The sequence below is a fragment of the Sphingobium lactosutens genome, from assembly GCF_013393185.1.
Lineage (GTDB): Bacteria > Pseudomonadota > Alphaproteobacteria > Sphingomonadales > Sphingomonadaceae > Sphingobium > Sphingobium lactosutens_A.
In genome coordinates, this window is the sequence record NZ_QJQX01000035.1 from 1 (window position 1) to 14,060 (window position 14,060).

General features: G+C 64.8%; 14 protein-coding genes. 8 read left to right on the forward strand and 6 right to left on the reverse strand.

The features are described from left to right. A partial coding sequence (locus DM806_RS05605) for a UDP-glucose dehydrogenase family protein (RefSeq protein WP_179042247.1) occupies nt 1–1,307 on the reverse strand: 1,307 nt, incomplete at its 3' end. Between the two features lie 165 nt (nt 1,308–1,472). On the opposite strand from DM806_RS05605, the gene wecB reads away from it, so the two are divergent. From wecB to DM806_RS05630, 5 genes are all read left to right on the forward strand, one after another. Beyond that, nucleotides 1,473–2,600 (forward strand): non-hydrolyzing UDP-N-acetylglucosamine 2-epimerase, encoded by a 1,128-nt coding sequence (gene wecB / locus DM806_RS05610; RefSeq protein WP_179042248.1) that lies wholly within the window; start codon nt 1,473–1,475, stop codon nt 2,598–2,600. A 175-nt stretch (nt 2,601–2,775) separates the two neighbouring features. Beyond that, complete coding sequence (locus DM806_RS05615) at nt 2,776–3,012, forward strand: hypothetical protein (RefSeq protein WP_179042249.1); 237 nt, start codon at nt 2,776–2,778, stop codon at nt 3,010–3,012. Nucleotides 3,013–3,237: 225 nt separating this feature from the next. Then, nucleotides 3,238–4,533, forward strand: coding sequence for a UDP-N-acetyl-D-mannosamine dehydrogenase (gene wecC, locus DM806_RS05620; RefSeq protein ID WP_179042250.1), 1,296 nt, complete (start codon nt 3,238–3,240; stop codon nt 4,531–4,533). 153 nt (nt 4,534–4,686) lie between these two features. Beyond that, nucleotides 4,687–5,361: a polysaccharide biosynthesis/export family protein gene (locus tag DM806_RS05625; protein WP_256869129.1), complete on the forward strand. Its 675-nt coding sequence runs from the start codon at nt 4,687–4,689 to the stop codon at nt 5,359–5,361. Further along, complete coding sequence (locus DM806_RS05630; RefSeq protein ID WP_179042252.1) at nt 5,361–7,505, forward strand: GumC family protein; 2,145 nt, start codon at nt 5,361–5,363, stop codon at nt 7,503–7,505. The genes DM806_RS05625 and DM806_RS05630 overlap by 1 nt, the downstream gene beginning before the upstream one ends. A gap of 212 nt (nt 7,506–7,717) precedes the next feature. On the opposite strand, the gene DM806_RS05635 is transcribed toward DM806_RS05630, so the two are convergent. The 5 genes from DM806_RS05635 to DM806_RS05655 form a co-directional block, all read right to left on the reverse strand. Next, on the reverse strand, nt 7,718–8,128 hold the full coding sequence (locus tag DM806_RS05635; protein ID WP_179042253.1) for an SRPBCC family protein: 411 nt from the start codon (nt 8,126–8,128) through the stop codon (nt 7,718–7,720). Beyond that, nucleotides 8,128–9,534: an alpha,alpha-trehalose-phosphate synthase (UDP-forming) gene (gene otsA / locus DM806_RS05640; protein WP_179042254.1), complete on the reverse strand. Its 1,407-nt coding sequence runs from the start codon at nt 9,532–9,534 to the stop codon at nt 8,128–8,130. The genes DM806_RS05635 and otsA overlap by 1 nt, the downstream gene beginning before the upstream one ends. Further along, on the reverse strand, nt 9,531–11,300 hold the full coding sequence (locus DM806_RS05645; protein WP_372859323.1) for a glycoside hydrolase family 15 protein: 1,770 nt from the start codon (nt 11,298–11,300) through the stop codon (nt 9,531–9,533). Before DM806_RS05645 ends, otsA begins: the two co-directional genes overlap by 4 nt. A gap of 104 nt (nt 11,301–11,404) precedes the next feature. Continuing rightward, nucleotides 11,405–12,160, reverse strand: coding sequence for a trehalose-phosphatase (gene otsB / locus DM806_RS05650; RefSeq protein ID WP_179042256.1), 756 nt, complete (start codon nt 12,158–12,160; stop codon nt 11,405–11,407). 60 nt (nt 12,161–12,220) lie between these two features. After that, nucleotides 12,221–12,391 carry a hypothetical protein gene (locus DM806_RS05655; protein ID WP_179042257.1) on the reverse strand — a complete coding sequence of 57 codons (171 nt, stop codon included), beginning with the start codon at nt 12,389–12,391 and terminating at the stop codon, nt 12,221–12,223. Between the two features lie 131 nt (nt 12,392–12,522). Between DM806_RS05655 and DM806_RS05660 the strand changes: the two genes are divergently transcribed. Genes DM806_RS05660 through DM806_RS05670 form a run of 3 tightly spaced genes read left to right on the forward strand, consistent with a single transcriptional unit; the run spans nt 12,523 to nt 14,028 of the window. Next, on the forward strand, nt 12,523–13,443 hold the full coding sequence (locus tag DM806_RS05660; protein ID WP_179042258.1) for a LysR substrate-binding domain-containing protein: 921 nt from the start codon (nt 12,523–12,525) through the stop codon (nt 13,441–13,443). 46 nt (nt 13,444–13,489) lie between these two features. After that, entirely contained in the window at nt 13,490–13,732 is a 243-nt protein-coding gene (locus DM806_RS05665; RefSeq protein ID WP_372859298.1) for a type II toxin-antitoxin system CcdA family antitoxin, read from the forward strand. Further along, nucleotides 13,732–14,028, forward strand: coding sequence for a CcdB family protein (locus DM806_RS05670; RefSeq protein WP_179042260.1), 297 nt, complete (start codon nt 13,732–13,734; stop codon nt 14,026–14,028). Before DM806_RS05665 ends, DM806_RS05670 begins: the two co-directional genes overlap by 1 nt. Nucleotides 14,029–14,060 lie beyond the last annotated feature (32 nt).

A 14,060-nucleotide genomic window follows, 5' to 3' on the forward strand; every position in this document is an offset into this window, starting at 1 on the left:
CCCGCGCCACCGACGCGGGAGAGGGAGAAGCCGGCCTCTGCGGCTTCGGCGACGGGGTAGATGTTGCGCAGGTCGACGAGGGCGTTGCCGTTCATCGAACCGGCGAGGCGCTTCAGATCGAGGGCGCGGAAGATATCCCATTCGGTGACGAGGACGAGGGCGTCGGCATCCCTGGCGGCCTCATAGGCGTCCTTCGCCATGGTGACGCCGGGCATCATCGGCGCGGCGACCTCCATGCCTTCGGGATCATAGGCGACGATCTTCGCGCCGGCATCCTCGAGCGCCTGGACGATGGCGATGCTGGGCGCGTCGCGCATGTCGTCGGTGTTGGGCTTGAAGGTGAGGCCGAGCAGCGCGACCGTCTTGCCGCGGGCGTCGCCGCCCAGCGCCTTGACGATCTTGCGGCCCATGGCCCGCTTGCGCAGGTCGTTGACCTGCACCACCGTCTCGACGATGCGGCTGGGGGCGTCATGATCCTGGCCGGTCTTGACCAGCGCCAGCGTGTCCTTGGGGAAGCAGGAGCCGCCATAGCCCGGCCCTGCGTGCAGGAATTTGGAGCCGATGCGATTGTCGAGGCCGATGCCGCGCGACACGTCCTGCACCTCGGCGCCGACCGCTTCGCACAGGTCGGCCATCTCGTTGATGAAGGTGATCTTGGTCGCCAGGAAGGCGTTGGCGGCATATTTGATCAGCTCGGCGGTGCGACGGCCGGTGAACATGAGCGGCGCCTGGTTGAGGTTGAGCGGCCGGTAGACCTGGCTCATCACCGCGATCGCGCGTTCCGAGCCGGTGGTGCCCACGACGACGCGGTCGGGCCGCTTGAAGTCGCCGATCGCCGCGCCTTCGCGCAGGAATTCAGGGTTCGACACGCACTGGATGTCGAGATCGGGGCGCAGGTCGCGGGCGATCCGCTCGACCTCGTCGCCAGTGCCCACGGGCACGGTCGACTTGGTGACGATCACCGCCGGGCCGTCGAGCGCCTCGACGATCTCCCGCGCTGCAGCATAGACGTAGGACAGATCGGCATGGCCATCGCCCCGGCGCGAGGGCGTGCCGACGGCGATGAAGATCGCGTCCGCGCCCTTGACGCCGGTTGCCAGATCGGTGGTGAAGGTCAGGCGGCCGGCCGCCGCATTGCTGCCCACCAGCTGGTCGAGGCCCGGCTCGAAGATCGGCATCCGACCGGCTTCGATCGCCGCGATCTTGCCCGCGTCCTTGTCGACGCAAACGACGTCATGCCCGAAATCCGCAAAACAGGCTCCCGACACAAGGCCTACATAACCCGTGCCGATCATCGTGATTTTCATGAGGTGCTATGGCTCCACATAATATGAAACGGTGCATCGCGCGCCGGCGCCGTAAATCGTTACGGATGGCGTTCGCTGCATTGCAGCGTGGAACTGGCATGGCGTTCAGGGCCTGTATACCAATTTCTGCGATGGGGAGACCAAACGACTGATTAGGAAGACGATGTGAAGATAGCGCTGGTTTTTGGCACCCGTCCCGAAGCGATCAAGATGTTCCCGGTGGTCCACGCCTTGCAGGCAAGGGCGGGCGTGGACGTGCGCGTCATCGTGACGGCGCAGCATCGCGGCCTGCTGGATCAGGTGCTGGAAATTGCCGGCATCGCCCCCGACATCGATCTGGACGTGATGGTGCCCAACCAGACGCTGGACGGATTGACGGCGAAGCTGATCGTCGAACTGGGCAAGGCGTTCGACGCTGAAAAGCCCGACCGGGTGGTCGTGCATGGCGATACGCTGACCACCATGGTCGCCAGCCTCGCCGCCTATTATCGCAAGATTCCGGTCGCCCATGTCGAGGCGGGCCTGCGCAGCGGCGACATCCATCATCCCTGGCCGGAGGAAGTGAACAGGCGCGTCGTCGCCTGCATCGCCGACATGAACTTCGCGCCGACCCGGGCCGCGGCTGACGCGCTGCTGGCCGAGAATCGCGATCCCGCCAGCATCCACATCACCGGCAACACCGTGATCGACGCGCTGCTGGCGACCCGGGCGCGGGTGCTGGCGCAGCCGTCGCTGGCGAGCGGGCTGGACGATCTGGCCGCGCGTTTCGCGGGCAAGCGGATCGTCGCCGTGACCAGCCACCGGCGCGAGAATTTCGGCGGCGGCATGGAGGCGATCGCCCGATCGATCGCGGACATCGCCGCCCGGCCGGACGTGGCGGTCATCTTCCCCGTCCATCCCAACCCCAATGTGCGGCCCGTCATGGACGCGGTGCTGGGCGATCTGCCCAACGTCGCGATGATAGAGCCGCTCGACTATCCCCATTTCGTGCGGCTGCTCGACATGAGCCATCTCGTGCTGACCGACAGCGGCGGCGTGCAGGAGGAAGCGCCCTCGCTTGGCAAGCCGGTGCTGGTGATGCGCGAAACGACCGAACGCCCCGAAGGTGTGGAAGCGGGGACAGCGAAGCTGGTCGGGGCGGATCGGACGAGGATCGTGCGCGAAGTGCTGGCACTGCTGGATGACGAAAACGCTTATCAGGCCATGGCGCTGGCGCATAATCCCTTCGGCGACGGGCGGGCGGCGGAGCAGATTGCCGATATAATCGCGGCGGGAGGGAGCGTGCCGCAATAAAGGCGGCGACGGTGCGGCCACTATCTGCTACCGGACAGCATCGCCGCGAACCCTGCCCGCAAGCATTCGCCACGACCGAGAGACAATTCGCGCTCCCGCTTGCATCGCAAGGAGCGTGTTCCATGATCATTCTGATTTCCTGTGCCCCGATTGCCGGCCTGAAGGGGCTGTCCACATGAGCCGCGCCATCAACCTCGACGCGTCGCTGGACGATGTGAAAGCGCTGTGCGAACGCCATGCCATCGCCATTTCGACGATTGAACCGCTGACATCGGGCGGCACGCGTGTCGTCCTGCTCAATCCCGATGGCGCGGATCGCATCCGCACCCTGATGAAGGCGAAGATCATCACGACGGCGGTGGTGCGATCGCCGATGCACATGGCGCGTCAGCCCCTGCCGCGTTATCGCTAGAGCATTCTGAAGTCCACTGGCACAGCCGACGGCTCGCAGAACGCGGTAATCAAAAAGGCAAAAAGAGCCGTGAACGATATGATCCAAACGTTCCCGGCTCTAAGGGCTGGAGCATCGCGCTCCAACCAGGCGCGCGACGGGCACGGGGCAAGCGTTACCGAAATCTTCAGCATTTCCGGGCAGAAAGGCCGCCAATTTGCAACGGCCCAAAGGATTGCCCGCCTCATGCCCGTCGACACCAAGCAGAAGGTTTCCGTCATCGGCCTTGGCTATATCGGCCTGCCGACCGCGGCGCTGATCGCGCGCGGGGGATGCCAGGTGGTGGGCGTGGACGTGTCCGCGCATGTGGTGGAAACGGTCAATTCGGGTCGCGTTCATATCGAGGAGGTCGATCTGGACGGCCTGGTGCAGGGCGTGGTCGCGCGCGGCAATCTGCGCGCCAGCCTTGAGGTCGAGGAAAGCGACGTCTTCATTATCGCCGTCCCCACTCCGGTAGCGGAAGATCGCGCACCCGACATTTCCTATGTCCTCAAGGCCGCGCGGACGATCGCGCCAGTGCTGAAGGTGGGTGACACCGTCATTCTGGAATCGACATCGCCTGTCGGCACGACCGAGGCGATGCGCGACGTGATCGGATCGATCCGGCCTGACCTGAAGATGCCGAGCGCCAGCGGCGCGGGCGACATCGCCATCGCCTATTGCCCGGAGCGGGTTCTGCCCGGCCGCATCCTGGTCGAACTGATCGACAATGATCGCTGCATCGGCGGCATCACGCCGCGCTGCGCGCGCAAGGCGCTGGGCTTCTATCGCCAGTTCGTGCGTGGCGCCTGCATCACCACCACCGCCCGCGCGGCCGAGATGGTGAAGCTGGTCGAAAACAGCTTCCGCGACGTCAACATCGCCTTCGCCAACGAACTGTCGGTGATCGCGGAGAATATGGACATCGACGTGTGGGAGGTGATCCGCCTCGCCAACCGGCACCCGCGCGTCAATATCCTCAATCCCGGCCCCGGCGTCGGCGGCCATTGCATCGCCGTCGATCCCTGGTTCATCGTCCATGGCGACCCCGAGAACGCCCGCATCATCCGCACCGCGCGTGAGGTGAATGACGGCAAGACAGATCATGTGGTGGCAAAGGCATCCGACATGATCGACGATTTCGTCGGCGAGGACGTCGCCTGCCTCGGCCTCGCCTTCAAGGCGAATATCGATGATTTTCGCGAAAGCCCGGCGGTGAAGGTCGCCGCACGGCTCGCGCGCCGCTATGGCCGCCGCATCAAGCTGGTCGAACCCTATGCGCAGGAACTGCCCATGGACTTCGCCGGAACGGGTGCCGAATTGATCGATCTCGATACGGCTCTGGAACAATGCGGCCTGTTCGTCATTCTGGTCGATCATGATATGTTCAAATCGGTCCCCGTCGACGAACGCGCCGGCAAGGCAGTGTATGACACGCGGGGAATCTGGCCCGACCAGCCCCGCCGGATTTCTGCTGCCGCAACAGGGCGCATCGCCGTCTGATCGTCATCAGGCCGGCGCGCCCCGTCGCGCCAACGGTTGCCATACCCCCGCCCCGTCGCTAACCCCCGGTTCCAACGGCGCTTGTCTGCGCCCCGGATCAATCGCCAGAGGGGGACATGAGGCATGAAGCGCAGGCGCTCGCCGCGACTTTGGATGGCTGCCCTGGCTCTGCCGGGACTGGCAGGCTGCTCTACGGTAGAGAAGGCGCCGGAGGGCGAGGCCGCCTATGCGGTCGTTCCCTCGCCGCCTGCCGTCGGCATGGATTATCGTATTGCGCCCGACGATGTGCTGCGCATCAGCGTCTATCATGAGCCGGACCTGTCGCTGGAAGATGCGCAGGTCAGCGCCACCGGCATGGTCCGCATGCCGCTGATCGGTGATGTATCGATCGGCGGGCTGACGTCAGGGGAGGCTGCGGACGTCATCGCCGGACGCCTCGGCGAACGTTATCTCGTGTCGCCGCAGGTGACGCTGTTCGTGAAGAAGGCAGTGGGTCGTCGCATCACGCTGGACGGCGAGGTGCGCGAACCGGGCCTCTATCCGTTCGATGGGCGATTGACCCTGTCGCAGGCGCTGGCGCTGGGCAAGGGGCCGACGCGGCTCGCGGGCCTGAAGCAGATCGTCGTCGTGCGCCGGATGGACGGCCAGCGGCAGGCGGCGATGTTCGATCTGGGCGCCATCCGCAAGGGCGAAGCGCCCGATCCCGAAATCTTGCCCGGCGATCAGGTGATCGTCGGCCTCTCGCGCGCCAAGGCGATATTGGGCGGTGCGCTGATCGCGGTGCCGGTCCTCGCGGCGGGCTTCATCGCGCTGGACGGAGGGAATTGATGGCCGCGCCCCTGACCGAAACGCCTGACAGCGCCGAAGTGGAGGGCGCGGGTGCGCGTCTGTCGCGCGGCGCCCATGTCTACTGGACGGTGCTGCGCCGGCATCGCGTGATCCTGTTCGTCACCATGGCGCTCTGCCTGCTGGCGGCGTTGCTCTATATCCTGCTCTCGACCCCGGACTATCGCGCGACCGCTTCGGTCGAGGTCGAGGATCTGCCGGCGGGCGCAGCGGGCGCGGGAACGCCCCGTCCCAACACCGACGACACTGAAACGGTGATGCAGACCGAACTGGAGGTTCTGCGCAGCCGTGCGCTGGCAGAGGAAGTGGCGCGCAGCCTGGCGCTGGTCGGCACGCCGACTTTCTTCGAGGGCATGGGCGTCCGCCGGCCCAAGGAAGGATCGGGCGGCCTCAGCCAGCGACAGGTGGAGCAGGAGCAGGTCATCGCCCTGCTGCGCCAGAATCTGGAAGTCGGCCTGCCGGGCAAGTCGCGCATCATCCGCATCAGCTTCGTCAGCGCCGATCCGACCCTGTCGGCGCGCGTTGCCAATGGCTATGCCGACAGCCTGATCCGGTCGGACCTCAAGCGGGGCTTTGAATCGGGCGTGCAGGCGCGCCGTTTCCTGCTGGGTGAACTGGACAGCGCGCGCAAGGATCTGTCGCGCGCGGAACGCGACCTGGCCGTCTACGCCGCGCGCGCTGGCGGTGCGCCAGTAGATCCCTCGCAGGGTGATGCTGAAAAGGCGGCCGACAAGGCGAAGGCCCAGCCGGCCGAACCCAAATTCGCGCCCTCCGAGGGATCGATCGAAACACGGCTGGCGCAACTCAACGGCTATCGCGCGCAGGCGGTGTCGGACCGGATCGCCGCACAGAAGCGCTGGGAAAGCGCTCGACGCGCCAGCGCCGAGACGCTGCCTGAAGTGTTGAATAATGGCGCGATGCAGGCGTTGATGGCGGAGCGGGCGAAACTGCGCGCGTCGCTTGTCGAGGAACGGCAGTTCCGCAAGGATGCGCATCCCGAAATGCGCGAGGCGCGGGCAAAGCTGGCGGCGCTGGACGATCAGACGCAGGATATGGCGAACCGCATCCGCGCGTCGCTCAGGGAGCAATATGACGTCGCCGTCCATGGCGAAAAGCAGATCGCGTCCGAGATTTCGGAGCTGGAGCGCGACGCCCAGACCGCGCGCGGTCGCGATGTCCAGATGGGCATCTACGAACGTACCGTCGACACCTATCGGATGCTGCATGACAGCCTGTTGCAGCGCTATCGCGACATGGCGTCGCAGGCTGGCTTCCAGGCTGGACGCATCCAGCCGCTTGACCGGGCGGCGGTGCCGGCGCGGCCCTTCTCGCCCAAGGTCGGCGAGACGTTGCTGTTCGCGGCGTTGGGTGGGCTGGCGCTGGGATTGCTGCTGGTCGGCGCGCGTCATGTGTTCGACGACGCTGTGACGTCGGCCGATACGCTGGCGGAGCGGGTTGGACTGCCACTGCTGGGTTCGGTGCCGGTGACGGGAGACAATCCCCAGCCTCCAGAAATCTTCACCCCGATCGCGCGTTCCCTGTTGCTGGCGTCTACCAGCGGTCTGCCGCGTTCCATCCTCGTCACCAGCGCGCAGGAGGGGGAGGGCAAGTCGCTGACTCTCAACGCTCTGTCGCGGGCGCTGGCGGGGCTTGGCAAAAAGGTGCTGGTCATCGACGGCGACATGCGCCGCCCGGTCCAGCATGCGCTGTTCCGCGTCGCTCCCGCCAGGGGCATCAGTGAAGTGCTGACCGGTCAGTCCAAGGCGGCGGACGCGATCATTCCGACCGGCGTCGACGGTGTGTCGCTGTTGCCTTGTGGTGCGGTGCCGCCCAATCCGACCGAGTTGCTGGCGACCCCGGCGCTCGATGCGCTGCTGGCGGTTGTGTCCGACGACTATGACACGATCCTGATCGACGCGCCGCCGATCCTGGGGCTGGGCGACACGCCTCTGCTTGGCGCGCGGGTGCAGGCGAGCCTGATGGTCGTCGAATGGGGCCGCAACCATCATGGCGGCCTGCGCGTGTCGGTCGAGCGGCTGCGCCGGGCCGGCGGCGTCATCATCGGCGCCATCCTGACCAAGCAACAGGGCCGTGCGCTGGAATATGACTATCACCGGGGCGGGTGAGCGACGCTTCCCCTCCCGAAGCCTTTGTTACGCTGGTAAAGCCTGCTTAGAGCACGTCCCCGAACATGAACCAGATAAGCGCAAGCCATGCAACAAGGCCCACCGCGCCCAAGATCACCCCTGACCGGGCGCGGATCGCAGGCCAGAGGCCGCGGGATTCGTCTTCGTCTTCTATCTCCATCCGCCCCGCGTAGCGTCGGATGCGGTCGCGCTCAAGCCGGGGGCATGGCTTCCAGCAGCGCCTTGAGCGTCTGGAGATCCTTCTTCACCATATCCGCGTCATGATCGAACGCAGCGTCGTCCATGTCCGGCTGTCGCAGCAAGGTGAAAATCACCTCCGTGCCGCCGTCATTGCCGATCATGCGCAGCGGAATATGGATTTCGGGCTTGCCCGCGATACGGACCCGATGGTCCAGGACGCCATATGCGTTGGGCGGCGAAAATTCGACCAAGGCCGGACCTTGCGGCGTATCTGCTATCCAGCCTTGCGCGGTGCGATGTAGCGAGGTTGAAAGGCCTGCCGCCCAGCGCGGGAAATTTTCCGGACGATGGGTAAAATCATAGGCACGGGCGAACGGCACGGCGATGCCGATGCCCAGATGCCGTGCCTGCCGCAGTGGCATCAGCCGGTTGCCTCCTCGGTTTCGATGGCAGTATCGGCGCGGCCCACGGCCATCAGTCGCCCGGTGAAGCATTGCCGCCACCAACTGATATCCTGACCTTCCACGCTGTCCATCATCGCGCGCCAGCGGCGCTTGCGCTCGTCCAGTGGCATGGCGAGCGCGCGGTTGATGGCGTCGGACATTTCCTCCGGGCTATAGGGGTTGATGAGCAGCGCATCCTTGAGCTGCATCGCCGCACCGGCGAAGCGGGACAGGATCAGCACGCCGGGATCATCGGGATCCTGCGCCGCGACATATTCCTTCGCCACCAGGTTCATGCCGTCGCGCAGCGGCGTGACGAGGCCGATCCGCGCCGCGCGGTAGATGCCGGCCAGCTTGTCGCGCGGATAGCCCTGGTTGACGTAGCGGATCGGGGTCCAGTCGACATCGCTATATTCGCCATTGAGGCGCCCGGCGAGGGAGTCCAGCGTCGCACGGATCTGCTGATAGCTCTCCACTTCCCCGCGTGAGGGCGGCGCGATCTGGGTCAGCAGCACCTTGCGATGATGTTCGGGATGATCCTTCAGGAACCGGGCATAGCCGTTGAAGCGCTCTTCCAGTCCCTTGCTGTAATCCAGCCGGTCGACGCCGACGATCATGGCCCGATCCTGCAAGGAAGCGCGAACCTGGCTCAGCATGTCGCGCGCGTCCTCGCTTTCGGCCGCCTCGGCAAATTCCCTGGCGTTGATCCCGATCGGGCAGGCGACGGCCTGAATGGTGCGATCGCCCACGGTCACATAATCGCCGTCCACGGTGCCGCCCATTTCCTTTTCCACATAGTGGCGGAAGGATTCGAGCCATTCTTCCGTATGGAAGCCAATGACATCATAGGCGAAGAGCGTGCTGACCAGCTTGGTATGATGGGGCAGCGACACCAGCAGGCGGGTGGGCGGCCAGGGGATGTGGAGGAAGAAACCCATCCGGTTCTTCAACCCCTTGTCGCGCAGCATCTGGCCCAGCGGGATCATGTGATAGTCATGGACCCAGATGACGTCTTCCGGCTCGATCAGCGGGGTGGCGGTGTCGGCAAATCGCTGGTTGACGCGGTTATAGCCGCCCTCGAAATCGCGGGCATATTCGGCCAGGTCGATGCGGAAGTGAAACAGCGGCCAGAGCGTCTTGTTAGCATAGCCGTTATAATATTCGTCGACGTCCTGCTCCTCCAGGTCGATCGTCGCGGTCTTCACGCCTTCATCCTCGGCAAAGCCGATATGGCCGGTGAAATTGTCGGTCACTTCGCCCGACCAGCCGACCCAGATGCCGCGGCTTTCGCGCAAGGCTTGCGACAGCGCGACCGCAAGGCCGCCCTGGTTGCCGGTCTTGCTGGGGCGGCTGACCCTGTTGGAAATGACGATCAGGCGGCTCATCGCATCGCGCTCCACGGTTTGCTCAGCAAGACGGCGCAGTTGATGATGCCGACCAATGAGTAGGTCTGGGGATAATTGCCCCATAATTCCCCGGTAGCCGGGTCGATATCTTCGGACAGCAGCCCGGCCGCGGTGCGACGGGACAGCATTTCCTCGAACAGGGTGCGCGCTTCGTCCGTGCGGCCCGTGCGATGCAACGCCTCGATCAACCAGAAGGTGCAGACGTTGAAGGCCGTCACAGGCTCGCCGAAATCGTCGGGCGCGCTGTAACGGAGCATGTCGTTGCCCCGGCGCAGATCCGCCTCCAGCGCGGCGAGCGTGCCGACGAACATCGGATCGTCGGCGGTCAGGAAACGCAGGTCGAGCAATTGCAGCAGCGATGCGTCGCGTGCATCATCCTCGAAATTGGCCGAGATCGCCTTGCTGTCCTTCCGCCAGGCGGCCTCGATGATCTTGTCCCGCATCGTGTCGGCGCGGTTCTGCCAGTGGATGGCGCGCACCGGCAGGTCGAGCGCCGTCGCGGCATGGGCCAGCCGATCGCACGCGGCCCAGCACATGACGGCGCTGTAGCTATGGACATGGGCGCGGGTGCGCAATTCCCACAGGCCCGCATCGGGCTGGTCATAGACCTGCCAGGCGCGCTCGCCGACCACTTCCAGCGCCTCGAAATCGGCATGGCCCGCCATGCGCAGCAGGCGCTGGTCGATGAAACCCTGCACCGACGACAGCACGATCTGGCCATAGGCGTCATGCTGTATCTGTTCATAGGCGGCGTTGCCGACGCGCACCGGACCCATGCCGCGATAGCCCGGCAGGCTTTCCGCCTCCCATTCGGTCAGCGTCGCATTGCCGCGCACGTCGTAGAGCGGCTGGATATGCCCGCCTTTCGCGCCATCGACGATGTTGCGCAGATAGACGAGATAGGTTTCGAGCACGTCGAGCGCGCCTAGCCGGTTCAGCGCCTCGACCGTATAATAGGCGTCGCGCACCCAGCAATAACGATAGTCCCAGTTCCGCCCGCTGTCGGCATGTTCAGGAATGGAGGTGGTCAGCGCGGCGACAATCGCGCCGGTTTCCTCATGCTGGCAGAGCTTCAGGGTAATGGCGGATCGGATCACCGCCTCCTGCCATTCGGCCGGGATGGCGAGGCCGCGCACCCAGAGCTGCCATTCATGGATGGTGTCGTCCAGCATTCGTTCGATCGCCGGGCGCAGCGCGTCGGAAAAGCCTTCATCCGGCCCCATGAAGAAATGCATGTCCTGTTCCAGCCGGAACCAGCTTTCCTGGGAAATGAGGCCAATGGGTGCATTGGTCGACACGCGCATCGCCATGTAGGACAGCACGATGCGGATATGGTTCGAGCCGTAGCTGATTGGCACCCTGTCGCCGTTCCAGTTGGTGGTGGGGCGAAACTTCACGCGAATCCGGGGGCTGCCCGCCACCGGCCGCACGATGCGGATGAAGGCGACCGGCCGATATATGCGCCCCTTATGCTTGTGGCGCGGGCAAAAATCATAGGTTTCGATCGCATTGCCCTGCGCGTCGCTCTGGCGCGTGACCAATATGGGCGTGTTGCGGATATAATGTTGTTCGACCGCGACGCAATTTTCCAGCTCGATCGCCCAGAAGCCGCGGGCCTGGGGATCATCCCAGTCCTTGTGATCCAGCAGCGCGGAAAACACAGGGTCGCCATCGACGCGGGGCACGCAACCCCACACCATGCGGCCCGCACGATCGATCAGCGCGGAAGCCTGGCAATTGCCGATGGGCCAGAGATCGAGATTGCGCTCGTTTCCGGCGTGAATAGAAGGACTTGGCTCTTGGATTTTTCCGCCCCTTTTGGTGCTCAGGATCAGAGGCGCCGAAAATCCTATCCGGCGACCCCCTGCGACAGATAATGCCTGACGGCGGCAACCTGTTCCAATCGGAAGGCCGCAAAAGTGGCTCGGGGCATCCCGACCAATATGCCGGCGCCGCCCAGTTCGGCGGCCACGGCAAAGCCTTCCTCGTCGGTGACATCGTCGCCGATGAAGAGGGGCGTGCCGCCGATCATGGGTGTTTCCTGCATCAGTCGCCGTACCGCACTGCCCTTGTCTGCGCCGCCAGGACGCAGTTCGTAGAGCATCTTGCCATGCTGAACCGCAAGGCCATGCTGTTCGGCCAGTTGCGCCGCGAGCGTGCCGGCTTCCTCTCCCCAGGCCGGGGCGCCACGGAAATGCAGCCCGACGCTGATCGACTTGCGCTCGACCAGTACGCCGGGCCTGTCATCGGCAAAGGTGTGGAAGGCGGCTTCGACCGCGTCGATTGCGGACATCCGGGCTGGGGCGTCGACCGCCTCGCCGGGCCGGGCAAATTCCAGCCCATGGGTGCCGGACAGCAGGAAGTCGCCGAAGCCCAGCTCGCGCAGCGTAGCGACCGACCGGCCGCTGACGATCGCGAGCCGCCCGCCGAGCGCATCGCGCAATCCGGCAAGCGTGGCGAGCAACTGTGCGTCCACATCCACCGCATCGGGCCTATCGGCCAGCGGTGCCAACGTCCCGTCGAAATCGAGGAAAAGGGCAGCGCCCGCCAGCAATGCAGTGGGCGGCGCAGGAAGGTCGGGCAGGGAGAGAAGAGTGTCGGTCACGCCTTTAAGAGTGGCGTCTCCAGACGAAACCGCAACCCCTCATCTCGCATTGCAGCAGTTTCAGGACCGGCAGCGGCGATCGCGATGCGGCGTTTCCGTCCAGGGCGACGCCCATTGCACGCGGTGCAGCGCGCGGAATGCCTGCATGATGGCGGCGATCAACTGGTCGATGCCGCGATTGGCATGTTCGCGGCCGTCATTCCACAGCCGGTCGTCATATTCGTCACGCATGATGCGCTCCTTTTCTATGAGTCGGTGGTAAGGGGCGGTGCGATGTCCGCAGGCACGGCAATGCGCTTTCGGCGCGGCGGATGCCAACAAAAGGCTGGACCGTTCAGATAAGCTGGCCTTATTGAATAGCCATGTCCGTTATGCCGCCGCTCTCCGCCATTCGCGTCTTCGAGGCCGCCGCCAGGCTGGAAAATTTCACCGCTGCCGCGCAGGAACTGGGCATGACCCAGGCGGCGGTCAGTTATCAGGTGAAGCTATTGGAGGAGCGGCTGGGTCTCAGTCTGTTCCAGCGCGTCGGGCGCAAGGTCGCATTGACCGACAAGGGGCGGGAGATCGCGCCCATATTGACCCGCGCCTTCGACCTGATGCGCGACGGCTTTGCTGCGCTGACGCAGGATCATTCGGCGGTGCTGACGATCAGTTGCACCAACAGCTTCGCCCATCTCTGGCTGGCGCCGAAGATCGGCGCGTTCCAGATGCGCCACCCGCATCTCGCCGTGCGCATCCAGGCGGAGGACACCGTCGTGGACCTTGCCCGCGATGGCGTCGATCTGGCGGTGCGCGGTGGCAAGGGCGACTGGCCGGGGCTGGAGGCGAAGCTGCTGACCCATAACCGTCTCGTGCCGATGTGCAGCCCGGGCTGGCTGGAGCGCAACGGGACCATCGCCGATGCGCAGGCGCTCCATGCCCGCCCGCGCCTGTCGCCCGACGACATGTGGTGGCATGAATGGTTCGCCGCCATGGGCGTGGAGGCCGATCCGGCGGACGGCCCGCCCGGCATCGCGCTCGACAGCCAGGTGATGGAAGGCCGCGCGGCGATCGCGGGGCAGGGCATCGCGATCCTCAATCATTTCCTCTGGAAGTCAGAGGTGGAGGCCGGCCTGCTGGTCGAGGCTGTGCCTTCCTATGTCCGGGAAATCGCCAGCTACTGGATCGTCTACCCGCCCCACGTCCGCAACGCGCCCAAGATCAAGGCCTTTCGCGACTGGATCAGCGCCGAATTCGCCGCCGAGATCGCGGCCGATCCTGATGGGCGCTACTTGCCGCGTTGATATGGCATGCGTATATTCATGCGCATGTAGAATGCAGGAGGTCGCCGTGACGAAACAGGAGCGGATCGGAACGCGCAAGCCGACGAACCTGTCGCTGGACAGTGCATTGGTTGAAGAAGCCAGGGAATTGGGCATCAACCTGTCCCGCGTCTGCGAGGAAGGGTTGCGCAGGGAAATCGCGGCGGAACGCGGCAAGCGCTGGAAGGAAGAAAATGCGGCAGGGATCGCGGCCTCCAACGCCTATGTCGAAAAATATGGGTTGCCGCTCGAAAAATACCGGATGTTCTGATGGCGCGTCTCTGCGCGCATCGCCTGCCTGACGGAACTTATGTTCTCGACTGTCAATCCGACCTGTTGGATCATCTGACCACGCGCTTCGTCGTGCCGCTGGTGCCGATCGAGCATATCGAAACACCAATGGCGCGGCTTAATCCGCGCTTCGAGATTGATGGCCGGCAGCTTGTGATGATGACCCAGTTCGCCAGCGCGATTCCGGCGCGTGCGCTCGGCAAGATCGTGAAGCCCCTCCATGACGAACGCTATGCCATCTCTACCGCGCTCGACATGCTCATCGCGGGCTATTGACCAAATCCGTTTCCGTTTCGTGCCCGTCCTGC

Coding starts and splice junctions, on each gene's coding strand:
- DM806_RS05655 (WP_179042257.1), bottom strand. CDS start 12,391: ATGCGTGACGAATATGACGACCGGCTGTGGAATGACGGCCGCGAACAT.
- DM806_RS05630 (WP_179042252.1), top strand. CDS start 5,361: ATGGCCGCGCCCCTGACCGAAACGCCTGACAGCGCCGAAGTGGAGGGC.
- otsA (WP_179042254.1), bottom strand. CDS start 9,534: ATGAGCCGCCTGATCGTCATTTCCAACAGGGTCAGCCGCCCCAGCAAG.
- DM806_RS05670 (WP_179042260.1), top strand. CDS start 13,732: ATGGCGCGTCTCTGCGCGCATCGCCTGCCTGACGGAACTTATGTTCTC.
- DM806_RS05660 (WP_179042258.1), top strand. CDS start 12,523: ATGTCCGTTATGCCGCCGCTCTCCGCCATTCGCGTCTTCGAGGCCGCC.
- wecC (WP_179042250.1), top strand. CDS start 3,238: ATGCCCGTCGACACCAAGCAGAAGGTTTCCGTCATCGGCCTTGGCTAT.
- DM806_RS05615 (WP_179042249.1), top strand. CDS start 2,776: ATGAGCCGCGCCATCAACCTCGACGCGTCGCTGGACGATGTGAAAGCG.
- DM806_RS05625 (WP_256869129.1), top strand. CDS start 4,687: ATGGCTGCCCTGGCTCTGCCGGGACTGGCAGGCTGCTCTACGGTAGAG.
- DM806_RS05635 (WP_179042253.1), bottom strand. CDS start 8,128: ATGCCACTGCGGCAGGCACGGCATCTGGGCATCGGCATCGCCGTGCCG.